The sequence below is a fragment of the Azoarcus taiwanensis genome, from assembly GCF_012910885.1.
Classification (GTDB): domain Bacteria; phylum Pseudomonadota; class Gammaproteobacteria; order Burkholderiales; family Rhodocyclaceae; genus Azoarcus_F; species Azoarcus_F taiwanensis.
Genome location: NZ_WTVM01000101.1, coordinates 1 through 13963, shown reverse-complemented (window position 1 = coordinate 13963; position 13963 = coordinate 1). Strand labels below are relative to the sequence as shown.

The 13963-nt window shown below is 63.4% G+C and carries 15 protein-coding genes and 1 tRNA gene; 5 read left to right on the top strand and 11 right to left on the bottom strand.

Going from position 1 to position 13963, the window contains the following annotated elements:
- The first annotated feature begins 141 nt into the window (after positions 1-141).
- Positions 142-777, top strand: coding sequence for a c-type cytochrome (locus GPA21_RS21295; protein WP_339379774.1), 636 nt, complete (start codon positions 142-144; stop codon positions 775-777).
- Between the two features lie 61 nt (positions 778-838).
- Here GPA21_RS21295 and bamC read toward each other — a convergent pair whose 3' ends face one another.
- The 3 genes from bamC to GPA21_RS14735 form a co-directional block, all read right to left on the bottom strand.
- Positions 839-1972 carry an outer membrane protein assembly factor BamC gene (gene bamC, locus GPA21_RS14745; RefSeq protein ID WP_168988894.1) on the bottom strand — a complete coding sequence of 378 codons (1134 nt, stop codon included), beginning with the start codon at positions 1970-1972 and terminating at the stop codon, positions 839-841.
- A gap of 23 nt (positions 1973-1995) precedes the next feature.
- Positions 1996-2874 carry a 4-hydroxy-tetrahydrodipicolinate synthase gene (gene dapA, locus GPA21_RS14740; protein ID WP_168988893.1) on the bottom strand — a complete coding sequence of 293 codons (879 nt, stop codon included), beginning with the start codon at positions 2872-2874 and terminating at the stop codon, positions 1996-1998.
- A 208-nt stretch (positions 2875-3082) separates the two neighbouring features.
- On the bottom strand, positions 3083-4009 hold the full coding sequence (locus GPA21_RS14735; RefSeq protein ID WP_168988892.1) for a histone deacetylase family protein: 927 nt from the start codon (positions 4007-4009) through the stop codon (positions 3083-3085).
- Positions 4010-4142: 133 nt separating this feature from the next.
- Here GPA21_RS14735 and GPA21_RS14730 point away from each other — a divergent pair, with 133 nt between their 5' ends.
- The 4 genes from GPA21_RS14730 to mltB are packed head-to-tail and all read left to right on the top strand — an operon-like array spanning position 4143 to position 9082.
- On the top strand, positions 4143-5060 hold the full coding sequence (locus GPA21_RS14730; RefSeq protein ID WP_168988891.1) for an AAA family ATPase: 918 nt from the start codon (positions 4143-4145) through the stop codon (positions 5058-5060).
- 17 nt (positions 5061-5077) lie between these two features.
- Complete coding sequence (locus tag GPA21_RS14725; protein WP_168988890.1) at positions 5078-6067, top strand: DUF58 domain-containing protein; 990 nt, start codon at positions 5078-5080, stop codon at positions 6065-6067.
- Between the two features lie 4 nt (positions 6068-6071).
- On the top strand, positions 6072-8057 hold the full coding sequence (locus GPA21_RS14720) for a transglutaminase TgpA family protein (protein ID WP_168988889.1): 1986 nt from the start codon (positions 6072-6074) through the stop codon (positions 8055-8057).
- A gap of 8 nt (positions 8058-8065) precedes the next feature.
- Positions 8066-9082: a lytic murein transglycosylase B gene (gene mltB, locus GPA21_RS14715; RefSeq protein ID WP_168988888.1), complete on the top strand. Its 1017-nt coding sequence runs from the start codon at positions 8066-8068 to the stop codon at positions 9080-9082.
- A 45-nt stretch (positions 9083-9127) separates the two neighbouring features.
- Here the strand turns inward: mltB and rpoS are convergent, their stop codons facing one another.
- The 8 genes from rpoS to GPA21_RS14675 all read right to left on the bottom strand — a co-directional run.
- Positions 9128-10069, bottom strand: coding sequence for an RNA polymerase sigma factor RpoS (gene rpoS, locus GPA21_RS14710; protein WP_168988887.1), 942 nt, complete (start codon positions 10067-10069; stop codon positions 9128-9130).
- A 12-nt stretch (positions 10070-10081) separates the two neighbouring features.
- The gene (locus GPA21_RS14705) at positions 10082-10978 is read right to left on the bottom strand and encodes a peptidoglycan DD-metalloendopeptidase family protein (protein ID WP_168988886.1); all 897 of its coding nucleotides are present in this window, start codon (positions 10976-10978) and stop codon (positions 10082-10084) included.
- On the bottom strand, positions 10975-11637 hold the full coding sequence (locus tag GPA21_RS14700) for a protein-L-isoaspartate(D-aspartate) O-methyltransferase (RefSeq protein ID WP_168988885.1): 663 nt from the start codon (positions 11635-11637) through the stop codon (positions 10975-10977). The genes GPA21_RS14705 and GPA21_RS14700 overlap by 4 nt, the downstream gene beginning before the upstream one ends.
- Entirely contained in the window at positions 11634-12377 is a 744-nt protein-coding gene (gene surE, locus GPA21_RS14695; RefSeq protein WP_168988884.1) for a 5'/3'-nucleotidase SurE, read from the bottom strand. The genes GPA21_RS14700 and surE overlap by 4 nt, the downstream gene beginning before the upstream one ends.
- A gap of 112 nt (positions 12378-12489) precedes the next feature.
- Positions 12490-12566 (bottom strand) — tRNA-Pro (locus GPA21_RS14690).
- 90 nt (positions 12567-12656) lie between these two features.
- Positions 12657-13037: a MerR family transcriptional regulator gene (locus GPA21_RS14685; protein ID WP_168988883.1), complete on the bottom strand. Its 381-nt coding sequence runs from the start codon at positions 13035-13037 to the stop codon at positions 12657-12659.
- Positions 13018-13329, bottom strand: a complete 312-nt coding sequence (locus GPA21_RS14680) for an integration host factor subunit alpha (RefSeq protein ID WP_168988882.1) — start codon at positions 13327-13329, stop codon at positions 13018-13020. The genes GPA21_RS14685 and GPA21_RS14680 overlap by 20 nt, the downstream gene beginning before the upstream one ends.
- A 4-nt stretch (positions 13330-13333) precedes the next feature.
- On the bottom strand, positions 13334-13963 hold a 630-nt coding region (locus GPA21_RS14675), incomplete at its 5' end, for a phenylalanine--tRNA ligase subunit beta-related protein (protein WP_479686186.1).

Below are 13963 nucleotides of genomic sequence, written 5' to 3'. Positions count from 1 at the left end.
GGGTTTAAACTGCGTTTCCGCGCAAGCTTCCGGCATGTGCTGATAAACTCCGCAAGTTTCCGTGCTGACCTGAGCGTGCCGGAAACCCCAGCGTGCCGGGAGGGCGCGCTGTCTAACTCACACGAAGAAGGAAAGCTAAGCATGAAGAAGCCATCATTCCTGGTCGCCGCGCTCGTCGCCATTGCGCTGACTGCCTGTGGCAAGAAGGAAGAACCGGCCCCGGTCGCCGCCCCGGCACCCGCGCAGCAGCCTGCCCCCGCACCGGTTCAGGAGGCCGCAGTAGAGAAGGTCGAAGAAGCCGCCGAGGCAGCTGAAGAGGCCACTGAAGAAGCAGCCGAGGCCACTGAAGAAGCGGCCGAAGAGGCAAAAACCGCGGTTGAAGCAGCAGTCGAGCAGGTCCGTGAAGCAGGCGAGCAAGTCGTCGAGCAAGCCACCGAGGCCGTCGAAGAGGTCAAGGAAGCCGCCGAGGCGGCAGTCGCTGGTGCGATGCAGGCCGCGGGCATCTCCGTTGCGCCGCTGAGCGCCGCCGATGCCGAAAAGCTGGCTGGGGCGAAGAACTGCATGGCTTGCCATGCGGTTGATCGCAAGCTCGTGGGACCGTCCTACAAGGAAGTCGCTGAGAAGCGCAGTGGCGAGGACGGCGCAGTCGCATTGCTCGCCGGAAAAATCCAGCAGGGTAGTTCCGGTGTCTACGGTCCGGTGCCGATGCCGCCGAACCCGCAGGTGAACGCCGAGGAAGCGGCCCAGTTGGCGCAGTGGGTCCTGAGCCTCAAGTAAGTCTCACCCACCAACAAAAAAGCCAGCGTACATCGCTGGCTTTTTTGTTTGGCGCCTTGGTTCAGCGCAACTGGTTGTGCAGCACTTCCAGAATGCGACGTGCCGTCACCGAGCGGTCCTCGCCACCCTCACGAGTCAGCACCGTCACGACAGACTGACTGGCATCTGAGGCCACCCGAATGCGATATTCAGCGCCGCTGGTGACCGCGGATGCACCAGTGTCACGCCAGAAGGCCATGCGCGACAGAACGCCGGGTGAGCGCTGGCTACGGGCGTCGGCATCGGGGTCGATGTAGCGAACGAAGAACAAGCCTTGTGAGCGGTCACGATCCTCTACGGTAAAGCCGCTACGGTCGAGCGCGAGACCAACGCGGCGCCAGGCGCGGTCGAAAGACTCGTCCACTACCAGCAGGGTCTGTCCTTCGCCGCCGGTCTGGAGGGCCGCGCGTTGCGGCACATCCGCACGTGCGACCATTACGGCAGCGCGTTCTTCCTCGACCCCCAGGCGAACCATCAGGCGTCGCAGCATTTCAGCTTCGAGCTCGGGATCCGGCTCACGCGGCTGCCACACAGTGCGCTCTTCGCGCTCACTGGTGTAGACCTCCTTCATGCCGCGGTGGCTGATGTAGATCTCGACCGTTCCCGGCTCCTTGCCCTCTTCGAGACGGGTGCGGAACTTGTCGCGCTCCGAGGTCGAGAACAGGCCGTCGAACACCCGGCCGATGGTGGCGCGAACGAAATCCATCGGGATACGTGCGCGATCCTCAGCCCAGTCGGTTTCCATGACGCCGATCTCGGGACGGTCGATGTTCAGAATGAAGCCGAGCTCCATCCAGAAATCCTTTATATCCGGCCACAGGACATCCGCGTTGCCGGGCACCACCAGCCAGCGCTGGGTTCCGGCGCGTTCGATCCGCATGCCCTCGACTTCGACCAGTACGTTAGAGGCACCCGACACCGGAGCCGCGGCTCGATCGGCGGTATAGCCGGAGAAGGTCGCGACGCCAGTGGTGGTGGGCAGGGCAAAACGGTCGTCGGTGCGCATGCCGGTGAGGTCCGGCGGCAATTCGAGCGGCGATACCTGGCGTGCGCTCTTGTAATCGATTTTCTTGCCCTCGAAGCCCGAGGTGGAGCACCCGACAAGCGCCACCGACATAGCGATGACAGACAGCGGGAAAAGGCGGCTAGCTTTCATGAGTATCAGAGTGTCCCGGTTGTTCAGAGGTTGATCCCGGCGCGACGCATCGCGGCGCGCACACGATCATGCATGGATTCCGACAGCGTCGTCAGCGGCAGGCGAATGCCCTCCCCGATCAGCCCCATTTGCGCGACCGCCCACTTGACCGGAATCGGATTGGCTTCGCAGAAGAGATCGCGATGCAGCCAGACCAGCCGCGCGTTGATCTCACGCGCGGTGGCAAGATCGCCGGAGCGGGCCGCCGTGCACATTTCGTGCATCGCACGGGGAGCGACGTTGGCGGTGACCGAGATCACGCCATGGCCGCCGAGCAGCATGAAGGGCAGCGCAGTCATGTCGTCGCCGGTATAGAGGGCGAAGCCGGCAGGCGCACGTTCGACCAGGTCGCACGCCCGGTCGATGCTCCCTGTGGCGTCCTTGATCCCGACGATGTTGGGGATCTCGGCCAGTCGCAGCGCGGTGTCGTTCGCCAGGTCCGCGACAGTGCGGCCTGGCACGTTGTAAAGCACCAACGGCAGTTCGACCGCCTCGGCAATTGCCCGGAAGTGGCGATACAGCCCTTCCTGGGTTGGTCGGTTGTAGTAAGGCACCACCGACAGGTGGGCCTGAGCGCCAGCCTGCTGCGCGAAACGTGCGAGCTCGATCGCCTCCGCGGTGGAGTTGGCGCCGGTTCCGGCGATGACCGGAATACGGCCAGCAGCATGCTCGACCGTGGCACGAATGAGTTCGCAGTGCTCCTCGACATCGACCGTCGGCGACTCACCCGTGGTGCCAACGATGACGATGCCGTCGGTGCCTTCTGCCACATGATGGTCGATGAGCGCACGCAGACGCGGGAAGTCGAGGCCACCATCTGCATCCATCGGCGTGACGATGGCGACGATTGATCCGGTAATCATGGAAATGGAAACCTGAAAAATAAAACCCTGATTCTACCTGATCACTGCCGTGCGACCAGTATCGGCGCTTTGCTTGCTGAAGCGAGCGCCGGCACAGGTACCGCGCGCGACCAAATAGCGACAGCCGCTTCTCGCCTCACGCCGCTCCCACCCGGTACTTCGTTCGCCGTACCTGTAGGAGCGGCGTGAGCCGCGAAAAGTTGCCGGCTCAAAGATCAGCCAGCACCTTGACGTGTGCCACTGCCGAACGCGCGAGCGCTGACAAGGCATATCCGCCTTCGAGAATCGACACGATGCGCTTGTGCCCGCACTCCTCGGCAAGCGCCTTGAGCTGCTCGGTCGCCCAGGCGTAATCGGCCTCTACCAACCCACAGGAGCCCATGTCGTCCTCGTAGTGCGCGTCAAACCCGGCCGAGATGAAGATCATCTGCGGCGCGTGCTTGCGCAGCGCGGGGAGCCAGACATCGGTCACCACCTGACGGAAACCGTCTCCGCGGGTGCCGGCCGCGACCGGCACATTGACCATGTGCTCCGACTTGTTGTCTGCGCCGCTGTATGGATAGAAGGGGTGCTGAAAAATGCTCGCCATCATCACGCGCGGGTCTTCGCGGAAGATGTCTTCGGTACCGTTGCCGTGATGAACGTCGAAATCGATGACCGCAACCCGCTCGAGACCATGAACCTCCAGCGCATGGCGCGCGGCGATCGCGACATTGTTGAGGAAGCAGAAGCCCATCGCCTTGCCATGTTCGGCATGATGACCGGGAGGTCGCACGGCACAGAAGGCATTTTCGATTTCGCCTTTCATGACGAGATCGGTCGCCAGGATTCCGGCACCCGCCGAGCGCAACGCCGCCTTCAGCGTCGAGGGACACATTGCGGTATCCGGATCGAGGTGGCGAATGCCGTGCTCGGGAACGCTTTCCACGAGCTGCTTGAAGTAAGCGGAGTCATGCGCCCGACAAACCTGCTCCTCGGTCGCCACGGGCGCGTCGTGAAAAGACAGATAGAGCTCGAGGCCGGAGGCGATGAGCCGGTCATTGATGGCTGCAAGCCTGTCCGGACACTCGGGATGGAAGCTGCCCATCTCGTGGAGCCAACAGTCCCGATGCGTGATGAACGCGGTAGTCGTCATAACCCTCCTCGATACCGTGCAATGAACTTTGTCCTGCGGGACTCTTCCAACCGCTGGCGAGCAGGCCCAGCGAGTTCCCTCTGTTTGTCGTCTATTATCACCGCTTTGTTGCGATTTTCACAGTCACCCACTCATGCTCCATATCCCTGCCAATCGCTTGCTCGACGCGGCCTCCTCGATCATCCTCGGCAAGCGTGAAGAGCTCCGGCTTGCGCTCACCTGCCTGATCGCCCGCGGTCATCTTCTCATCGAGGACGTACCCGGTGTGGGCAAAACCACCCTCGCCCACACACTGGCAAGCCTGACCGGCATGCAGTTCCAGCGCGTCCAGTTCACCAGCGATCTTCTCCCTGCCGATATCGTCGGCGTGTCGATATTCGACCGCGAAACGAGCGCCTTTCGCTTCCATCCCGGACCGATCTTCGCTCAGCTGATTCTCGCCGATGAAGTGAACCGCGCCACCCCCAAAACCCAGAGTGCCTTGCTTGAGGCAATGGAAGAGCATCAGGTGACCACCGACGGTCAGACCTACCCGCTGCCCGATCCGTTCTTCGTCATCGCGACCCAGAATCCCGCCAGTCAGATCGGCACCTTTCCGCTGCCAGAGAGCCAGCTCGACCGCTTTCTGATGCGCATCCGGCTCGGCTATCCCGGCGCCGAAGCCGAGCGCGCCCTGCTCATGGGCGAGGACCGACGCATCTTGCTCGAGCGGGTCGACCCGGTGGTCGGCTCAGGTGACCTGGCACAATTGCAGCAGAGCGCGCGCCAGGTGATCGTCAGCGAGCGGCTCGTCGAATACGTGCAGACACTGCTCTCCGCAAGCCGACAGGACGGCGAGCTGGCGGGCGGCCTGAGCCCCCGCGCAGGTCTTGGTCTGCTCGCTGCTGCCCGTGCCTGGGCGATGATGGACGGGCGCGACCACGTGCTTCCGGAAGATGTACAAGCGGTCTTCCCGTATGTTGCCGGTCACCGCCTCCATATGACCGGAGACGGACGCCCCGCGTCTGCCGCGACCATTCAACGCCTGCTGCACTCCGTGCCCGTGCGATGAAACTGGCGTTTTCGGGCATGAGTCCGCTGAGGCCGATCCGCCTCGCCCTCGATCGATGGCTGTTCCGCCTCAGCTCACCGGAGCGCCTGCCCCTCACCTTCGGCCAACGCCGCATCTATGTCCTGCCGACCGGGGCTGGCTATGCGTTCGCCGTCGCGCTGGTGGTCATGCTCATTGCGTCGATCAACTACAACCTCAGCCTTGGCTATGGCCTGGTGTTCCTGCTCTTCGGTCTTGGCGTGGTGAGCATGTTCCACGCTTTCCGCAATCTGCTGCGGCTGTCGGTGACCCACGTCCGCGGCGAACCGGTATTCGCCGGAGAGCCAGCGCGCTTCAGCTTCACCGTGCGCAACGAATCGACGCTGCCACGCCATGCACTGTTGCTCGCTTCCCGCGAGGCGCGCTCGAGCACCTGGTCGGTAGATGCCGGTTCCGTACAGGAAGTGTCGCTGGATCACCCAACCCACCAAAGGGGATGGGTCTCACCCGGTCGGCTGACCCTCGAAACACGTTACCCGCTCGGCCTGGTGCGGGCCTGGAGCGTGTTCATTCCGGAAGCACGCTGTCTCGTCTACCCGGTCCCCGAGCCGCTCCCACCGCCATTGCCGGAGTCCGGAAGCCATGACGCAGGCGTCCGCTCCGCCGGTGACGGCGACGATGATTTCGCCGGTCTGCGCGCGCATCGCGACTCCGACTCGCCGCGGCATGTTGCCTGGAAGGTGATCGCACGCGACGGTCCGATGATGACCAAGCGATTTGCCGCCAACGAGGAGGGCGACTGCGAGCTCGACTGGCAGGCACTGCCTCCCGGGCTGGATACCGAGCAGCGCGTCGCGAGGATGACCGCCTGGGTACTGGCCGCGACAGCAGCGGGAAGGCGATTCACCATGCGCCTGCCGGGTGGCACGATAGGCCCGGCATCGGGCGACGGACACAGTCGCGCCTGTCTCGCCCGGCTCGCCACGTTCGGGCTTGGCGGCACGGCACACAAGCGCGCAGAGGACTGACGCGATGAAGCTCGGCCTGCCCGCCCGCAACCCGAAACCGACCCCACCGCCACCACCGCTGTCGGCATCGCTGTGGCTGCTGGCGACCGCAGCCGTGACGCTCGGACCACACGCGGTCACTCATCTGCCCGCGTGGCTCAGCGCGGCATGCGTGTTGGCGCTCATCTGGCGCGCCTGGGCCCTGCGCACTGGCGCGCCGCGCAGCCACGCCCTGCTGGTGATGCTTCTGGCCTGCGTCGCCGCACTGGCCATTCGTCTGCACTACGGCCATTTCTTCGGCAAGGATCCGGGTGTCGCCCTGCTCGCGCTGCTGTTGTGTCTCAAGCAGCACGAGATCGCCTCCTCGCGGGACATACGCGCGGCGGTGCTGCTGGCATTTTTTCTGCAGCTCGGCCTCTTTTTCTATGATCAGAGTCTGCCAGTCGCCGCACTCGCACTGACCGGGACGCTGCTCGCAACGGTCAGCCTGCTGGCATTGCAGACCGACCGCTTCCGGCCGACCGCGAGTCTTCGTCTGGGCGGGCTGATGCTGGTGCAGGCGATTCCGTTCCTGCTCGTCCTTTTCGTGCTCTTCCCGCGCATCCCCGGCCCACTTTGGGGATTGCCCGCGGACGCCCACACCGGCATGACCGGGCTGTCGGACAACATGTCCCCCGGGTCGATCAGCCAGCTTGGGCTCTCCGAAGCGATCGCCTTCCGGGCCGAGTTCTCCGGCACACCGCCGTCTCCTCCGCAACGTTATTGGCGCGGGCCGGTACTCACCGACTTCGACGGCAGGACCTGGCGCGCCGCGACCGTCGGCAGCGATGCCCAGCCGAGCGTCGTGGTCGCAGGCCCGGCGCACTCGTACCGGCTGACCATCGAACCCCACAATCAGCGCTGGCTGCTTGCGCTCGAACACCCGGTCTCAGCCGACGCCACGGTGCGATTCGCTCGCGACCAGCAACTGCTCGCCACCACGCCGCTGCGCTCACGCACCCGCATCGAGATCGTGTCTCACCCGGAAGCCGTCGCCGGCTTGAGTGAAAGCCGTGCGGTGCTGGAACGCGCCTTGCGCCTGCCGTCCGGGAGCAGTCCCCGTGCAGTCGCAACCGGCGCCGAGATCGGCCGAAACAGCGCTACCCCTGTGGCTACTCTCCAGGCGGTGCTCGATCATATTGCCGGCCTGGGCCTCACCTACACGTTGCGACCGCCCTTGCTGGGCGAGAACACCGTCGATGAGTTCCTCTACACCACCCAACTCGGCTTCTGCGAGCACTTCGCCTCGTCGTTCACCGTTCTCGCCCGCGCCGCCGGACTGCCGGCACGCGTGGTCACCGGCTACCAGGGCGGCGAAATCAACCCGGTCGACGGTGTCATGGTAGTGCGGCAATCGGACGCCCACGCCTGGGCCGAGGTCTGGCTACCCGAGAGGGGGTGGCAGCGGGTCGATCCAACGGCACTGGCCGCACCATCACGCATCGAATCCGGACTCGCCGCTTCCCTGCCAAGCGGCGATCCGCTACCGCTGTTTGCTCGCCCTGCGATGCGCTGGCTGCGCGACATGCGCCACCGCTGGGAGGCCTTGTCCAACGCATGGAACCAGACCGTCATCGGTTTCAGCGCCGGCGACCAGCGGCGCCTGCTCGAGCGACTGGGCTTTAGCGAGCCCGACTGGAAAGCGCTGACCGGCCTGCTCGGTACGCTCTCGGTGGCCCTGATGCTCGGCCTGTTCGCATGGGCGATGCGACAGCGCGCACGGCGCGATCCGCTCGACGGAACTTGGCAGGCTTTCTGTAACAAGTTCGCACGCAAGGGCTGCCCGCGGTTGCCCTGGGAAGGGCCGATGGATTACGCTGAGCGTCTTGCGGGGCGCTACCCAAGACAGGCGCCAATGCTGCGGGCAATCGCCAGAACATACGCCCGCCTTCGCTACGGCCGCGCCTCCTCAAGGCACGACGCGGAGATTCGCGAACTGCGCACCCGCGTGCGGCAACTTAGAATCGATTGACCTTGCACATGACCCGAAAACTCCCTTCATTCGTGCTGCTGCTGGGCCTGCTCGTGGCGCTGTCGGCTGCTCAAGCATCGTTCGTCTCGCACCCCGAAGCGCTGAGCTTCGTGCAGGAAATGGAGGAGCGTCATGGCTTCGACCGTAGCGAGCTGCTCGACGCGCTGCATCGTGCAAGTCACAACGAGCGGGTGATTCGCCTGATCCAGCCACCCAGCCAACCGAGCGCGCGGTCTTGGCGCAACTATCGCCAACGCTTCATGGGCGAGCCCCGGATCAGCTCCGGCGTGTCCTTCTGGGTGCGCTACGAAGACAGTTTGCGCGAGGCCAGCCGCATCTACGGCGTACCGCCGGAAATCATCGTGTCGATTCTCGGTGTCGAAACCCACTATGGCAGCTACACCGGAAGCTTTGAAGCGGTCTCAGCGCTGGCCACCCTCGCATTCGACTATCCCCGGCGTGCGGAACTGTTTCGCCGCGAACTGGAGAACCTCTTCCTGCTCGCTCGCGAACAGGGTCGGGATCCCTTCAGCTATCGCGGCTCGTTTGCCGGCGCGCTGGGTTATCCGCAGTTCCTGCCGAGCAGCATTCGTAACTACGCGGTGGACTTCAACGGCGACGGTCGCATAGATTTCGACTCGGACCCGATCGACGCCATCGGCAGCATTGCCAACTTTCTCGCTGCCCACGGCTGGCAGGAAGGCGAGCCGATCGCGCAACGGATCCGCATCCCTGCCGACATCGACCCGCGCCCGCTGATCGAGGCAGGCATCGAGCCCTCGCTTGAATACTTCTCGTTGATCAGCTCAGGCATCTCGGCCTACGACGGCAGCCAACTCCATCCCTCGCTCGCCACCGTCTTCGATCTGCCCACCCCCGGCGAAATCGCGCAGTACTGGGTCGGCTATCGCAACTTCTACGTCATCACCCGCTACAACCGCAGCAGCTTCTACGCGATGTCGGTCTTCGAACTCGCCGAGGAAATCCGCGCCCGATTCGAGCGTCGCCGTCAGGCTTTGCGTTGAAGGGCGAGCGTGTGGGTTCGCGGCGTAAGCCGCGAACCCACACGCTCAAAGCAGCACATCCCGCGTGATGCCGTTGCGCCTGATCGACTTGCGCAGCAAGCCAAGCGCTTCAAGCTGAATCTGGCGGACACGCTCACGTGTGAGGCCGAGTTGAGAGGCGAGTTCTTCCAGCGTGAGAACCTCGCAGCCGTCCATCCCGTAACGATGCCGGATCACGAGCCGCTGCTTCTCGTTGAGTAGCGCGATCCACTCCCGCACAAGTGATTCGACTTCGTGGTTCTGGATCAGCAGATCCGGCGAGTCGATCGCCTCATCGGCCAGCGACTCGCCAATCGACAAGGACGGATCGATATCCAGCGGGGCATCCAGCGATGCGGTGTGTTCCGCCAACGCCAGCAAGGAGCGAACCTCTTCAACGGTCTTGCCGACCTGGTCGGCAATGCTCTCGATCGTGCAATCGCCGTTACCGAGAGACTCCAGCTGACGCTGGGCGCGCAACACCTGGTTCAGTTCCTTGACCACATGCACCGGCAATCGGATGGTGCGCGACTGGTTCATGATCGCGCGCTCGATGTTCTGCCGGATCCACCAGGTGGCGTAGGTTGAAAAGCGAAAGCCACGCTCGGGGTCAAACTTCTCGAGTGCGTGAATCAGACCGAGATTCCCTTCCTCGACCAGATCGAGCAGCGGGATGCCCCGGTTCAGGTAATGCTTGGCGATGTTCACGACCAGACGCAGATTGCGCTCGATCATGGTTTGCCGGGCTTCGAAGTCACCCTGCCTGACGCGCCGTGTGAGCGAAAGTTCCTCATCCGGCGTCAGCAGCGGATTGGCGCCGATCTCGTTGAGGTAGATCTGGGTGACGTCGTTGAGAAATTCGCTTTCGAAGGGCGGAGGTGTAGGCGAGGGGCTTCCCATCACCTCCACTTCAGGCGGCAGATCCGGTTCGCCATCGACGTCGTCGTGAAGCTCGACCGGATCTCGCATTGACTACTCTCCTCAGCGGGGCGGCAGATACTGCATCGGATCAACCGGGCGCCCTTGCCTGCGAATCTCGAAATGCAGTTTCGGGCGGTCAGTGTCGGTGCTGCCCAACTCTGCGATTCGTTGACCCCTTGTAATGGTGTCGCCTTCCTTCACGAGCAGGTTCTGATTGTGCGCATACGCAGTCAGATACTCGTCGTCGTGTTTTATGATGACCAGTTTTCCATAGCCACGCAAGCCGCTGCCGGCGTACACCACGCTGCCTGCCGCGGAGGCCACCACCGGATCGCCCGGATTCCCGCCGATGCCAACGCCCTTGTTCGTGGCTTCATCGAAACGCGCGATGATCGGGCCACTGGCTGGCCACAGCCAACCTGTTCCGGTCGCGGCCGGTGGCGGCACCGTCTCGCTGGGTGCTGCCGCAGCGGCCGAAGGTGCAGCGTCCGGACGGACTGCCGCCCACGCTTGATCGCTGTAGGGTTGGCGCCCACCACGGGGTTCTTCGTACACTGGCGTGCTGCCTGCCGACGAGGCTGCTCCGGCCTGACCGGTCATGTCAATCGGCTGTGCGATCGCCACCGTCCCAACACCGCCTGCAGCAGCGGAGGGCGGCGACACACGAATTTCCTGACCGATCCGCAACTGGTTGGGATTGCTCAATGCATTCCAGGCCACGAGATCATTGACGTTCTGCCCATAGAGACGCCCGATACCCATGAGCGTATCGCCAGGCCGCACGACATGAAGGCGTTGCACTTCACCGGGCACCTGCGCCGCGGTAGCGGTTCCCGGTGGCGACCCGGTTTGTCGCACGGGAGCTGGTGACTGCGCGGCACAACCGGCGAGCAAAACAGCGACCGCTGCTGCTGCCAACAGACGTACGGAGCCGATGTTGATGACTGACTTGATCATTCTGTTCCACTGAGCAATGGCACGAAGCGCACGGCTTCGTACCGGCTTTCCCTGAAAACCCCGCCTTGCCGTTCTACCAGCAATAGCACCTGATTCAGCCCGCCCACCGGCAGGATGAGCCGGCCGCCTTCCGCGAGCTGGTCCTTGAGCGCCTGGGGCACCTCCCTCGCCGCAGCCGCGACAATGATGGTGTCGAAAGGCGCAGCTTCGGGCAACCCCAGGCTGCCGTCGGCATATTTTAGTCTGACATTGGCAAAGCGGAACGGTCGCAAGTTATCACGAGCACGATCCAACAATGGTCGAATGCGTTCGACCGCGTACACGTCGCTCGCCAGATGAGAAAGCACCGCGGCCTGATACCCGCAACCCGCACCGACCTCGAGCGTACGCCCTAATCCGACGCGTCCGGCGTGCAGGAGTTCCAGCATGCGTGCAACAACGAAAGGCTGCGAGATGGTCTGCTGATAGCCGATCGGTAGCGGGGTGTCGTCGTAGGCGCTGTAGGCAAGCCCCTGCTCGACGAACTGCTGACGCGGCACCTTGCCTATGGCCTGTAATACCCGCTCGTCACGGATACCCTGCTCACGCAGCCGCTCGACCAGTCGCGCAAGCGTGCGGTGCGGGGTATGGCCTCCACTCTCGATTCGTTTCACCGTCATTTCACAAGCCAGTCGGAGACGTCCGGAATCAACAGGGGATGCGTCAGATCGATCTCCAGCGGTGTCACCGAGACGAAACCGTTGGCCACCGCATTGAAATCGGTGCCCTCACCCGAGTCCGCCGCCTTGCCGGCGGGGCCAATCCAGTACACCGGCTCGCCCCTCGGCGTCGTGCTCTTGATCACCGGTTCGGCCTTGTGGCGTTTGCCCAGTCGGGTCACCTTGACGCCGCGCAGCTCGTCAGCCGCCACGTCAGGAATATTGATGTTCAACAGCACCGGCTGCTTGAACGGCGCTCGAATGAAGCGCTCCACCATCTCGCGAGCGACCTTGCCGGCGGCGGCGAAGTCCGATGCACCCTTGCTCACCAGTGAGATGGCCATGGAGGGCACGCCGAGCAGGTAGCCCTCAGTCGCTGCGGCCACCGTCCCGGAGTAGATCGTGTCGTCGCCCATGTTCGCGCCGTGATTGATGCCGGACACCACCATATCGGGCAGGTGGTCGAACATGCCGGTTACCGCGAGGTGCACACAATCGGTCGGTGTGCCATTGACGAAATGAAAACCGTTGGCCGCCTTGCGAAGCGTCAATGGCCGGTCCAGCGTCAGTGAGTTGCTGGCGCCACTCCGATCGCGCTCCGGCGCAACCACGATCACGTCGCCAAGCTCTCGCAAGGCAAGGTAAAGGGCCTCGAGCCCGGGGGCGAAATAGCCGTCGTCGTTACTGAGCAGAATGCGCATGGTCAATGAAGAATCAGGACAGGCCGACGCGAACGGCGCACGGCATCGGGATGCTAGCACGGGCCAGCGTAAACGAAAAAACCGGCGCATGGCCGGCTTTCGCAAATCGATTTGGTCGGGGCGGCGGGATTCGAACTCGCGACCCCTTGCACCCCATGCAAGTGCGCTACCAGGCTGCGCTACGCCCCGACACAAGCGAGCATTATAGCAGGCCGTTTCGCTTTTTCCAGTGGCAAATTTAGACGGTGCTCACGGTGCGTTTTGCAGACTGCCCGGAGCTCAGCCGCGAAGCTGCTTCAGCACCTCCTCGATCTCGGCGCGCAGTTCGAAGATCAGCGCGCGCAGCTTGTCGCTCTCCTCTTCATCCTCGTGCTTGCGGATCGCCGACTCGCCCAACTTGTTACGGGCGCCACTGATCGTAAAGCCCTCCTGATACAGAAGGTCGCGAATGCGACGGATCAGCAGCACCTCGTGGTGCTGATAGTAGCGCCGGTTGCCACGACGCTTGACCGGTTTGAGCTGGGTGAACTCCTGCTCCCAGTAGCGCAAGACATGGGGCTTGACCGCGCACAGATCGCTCACCTCACCTATGGTGAAGTAGCGCTTGGCCGGAATCGGCGGCAACTGATCTGACGATACTTCAGGCGCGCTTGTCGACATCTGTCAGTCGCTCAACCGCGGCCTTGAGTTTCTGGCTCGCATGAAAGGTCACCACCCTGCGCGCGGAAATCGGGATTTCCTCACCGGTTTTCGGGTTCCGACCCGGACGCTGCGGCTTGTCGCGCAACTGAAAGTTGCCAAAGCCAGACAGCTTGACGCTCTCGCCACGCTCGAGCGCCGACCGGATCTCCTCGAAGAAGCCCTCGACCATGTCTTTGGCTTCGCGCTTGTTCAGCCCAACCTTCTCAAACAACAGATCAGCCAGTTCGGCTTTGGTAAGAGTCACGTTCATATCACTATCCACGCAGCCGCGCACCGAGGATGGATTCCGCCCCGGCCAACATTGCGGCCATTGCTCCGTCCACTTCCGAATCTTCAAGCGTTCGATGAGTATCTTGCATCAAGACTCTGAAAGCAAGACTCCTTTTTCCCGGCTCGATGCCCTTGCCATGGTAGACGTCGAAAACATCCAGGGATTTCACGATGGCGGGGGCCGAGGTCATCAGCACCTCGCGTACACGGGCGCTAGGAACCGAGGCATCCAGAATCAAGGCCAGGTCACGGGAAACGATCGGGAAGCGTGCAACCTCGTTGTAAGCCGGCAGCGACCGTGCGAGCGCAGCGTCGAGTTCGATCTCGAACACCACCGGCGCGGCGCCGAGTTCGTAGCTTTCCACCCACATCGGATGCAACTGACCGATCACCCCGACGTAGCGACCATCCACTTTCACCGATGCGGCCCGCCCCGGATGAAGTGCAGGGTGCGAAACCACGGCAAACTCGAGGTGCTGCGGCGCAAACAAGGCTTCGAGATCCGCCTTGACGTCGTAGAAATCCACGGCCCGATCGGCCTGACCCCATTGTTCGGGCAAGGCGCTGCCAGCAGCCAGCGCGGCGAGACGAAGCGGCTGGTGGTAGCCACCAAC

What these genes read in the sequence shown, in the direction of transcription:
- GPA21_RS21295 (WP_339379774.1), top strand. Translation starts at nt 142, where the DNA reads ATGAAGAAGCCATCATTCCTGGTCGCCGCGCTCGTCGCCATTGCGCTG.
- GPA21_RS14730 (WP_168988891.1), top strand. Translation starts at nt 4,143, where the DNA reads ATGCTCCATATCCCTGCCAATCGCTTGCTCGACGCGGCCTCCTCGATC.
- GPA21_RS14700 (WP_168988885.1), bottom strand. Translation starts at nt 11,637, where the DNA reads ATGACGGTGAAACGAATCGAGAGTGGAGGCCATACCCCGCACCGCACG.
- GPA21_RS14735 (WP_168988892.1), bottom strand. Translation starts at nt 4,009, where the DNA reads ATGACGACTACCGCGTTCATCACGCATCGGGACTGTTGGCTCCACGAG.
- GPA21_RS14685 (WP_168988883.1), bottom strand. Translation starts at nt 13,037, where the DNA reads ATGTCGACAAGCGCGCCTGAAGTATCGTCAGATCAGTTGCCGCCGATT.
- GPA21_RS14720 (WP_168988889.1), top strand. Translation starts at nt 6,072, where the DNA reads ATGAAGCTCGGCCTGCCCGCCCGCAACCCGAAACCGACCCCACCGCCA.
- GPA21_RS14725 (WP_168988890.1), top strand. Translation starts at nt 5,078, where the DNA reads ATGAGTCCGCTGAGGCCGATCCGCCTCGCCCTCGATCGATGGCTGTTC.
- surE (WP_168988884.1), bottom strand. Translation starts at nt 12,377, where the DNA reads ATGCGCATTCTGCTCAGTAACGACGACGGCTATTTCGCCCCCGGGCTC.
- dapA (WP_168988893.1), bottom strand. Translation starts at nt 2,874, where the DNA reads ATGATTACCGGATCAATCGTCGCCATCGTCACGCCGATGGATGCAGAT.
- rpoS (WP_168988887.1), bottom strand. Translation starts at nt 10,069, where the DNA reads ATGCGAGATCCGGTCGAGCTTCACGACGACGTCGATGGCGAACCGGAT.
- mltB (WP_168988888.1), top strand. Translation starts at nt 8,066, where the DNA reads ATGACCCGAAAACTCCCTTCATTCGTGCTGCTGCTGGGCCTGCTCGTG.
- GPA21_RS14705 (WP_168988886.1), bottom strand. Translation starts at nt 10,978, where the DNA reads ATGATCAAGTCAGTCATCAACATCGGCTCCGTACGTCTGTTGGCAGCA.
- bamC (WP_168988894.1), bottom strand. Translation starts at nt 1,972, where the DNA reads ATGAAAGCTAGCCGCCTTTTCCCGCTGTCTGTCATCGCTATGTCGGTG.
- GPA21_RS14680 (WP_168988882.1), bottom strand. Translation starts at nt 13,329, where the DNA reads ATGAACGTGACTCTTACCAAAGCCGAACTGGCTGATCTGTTGTTTGAG.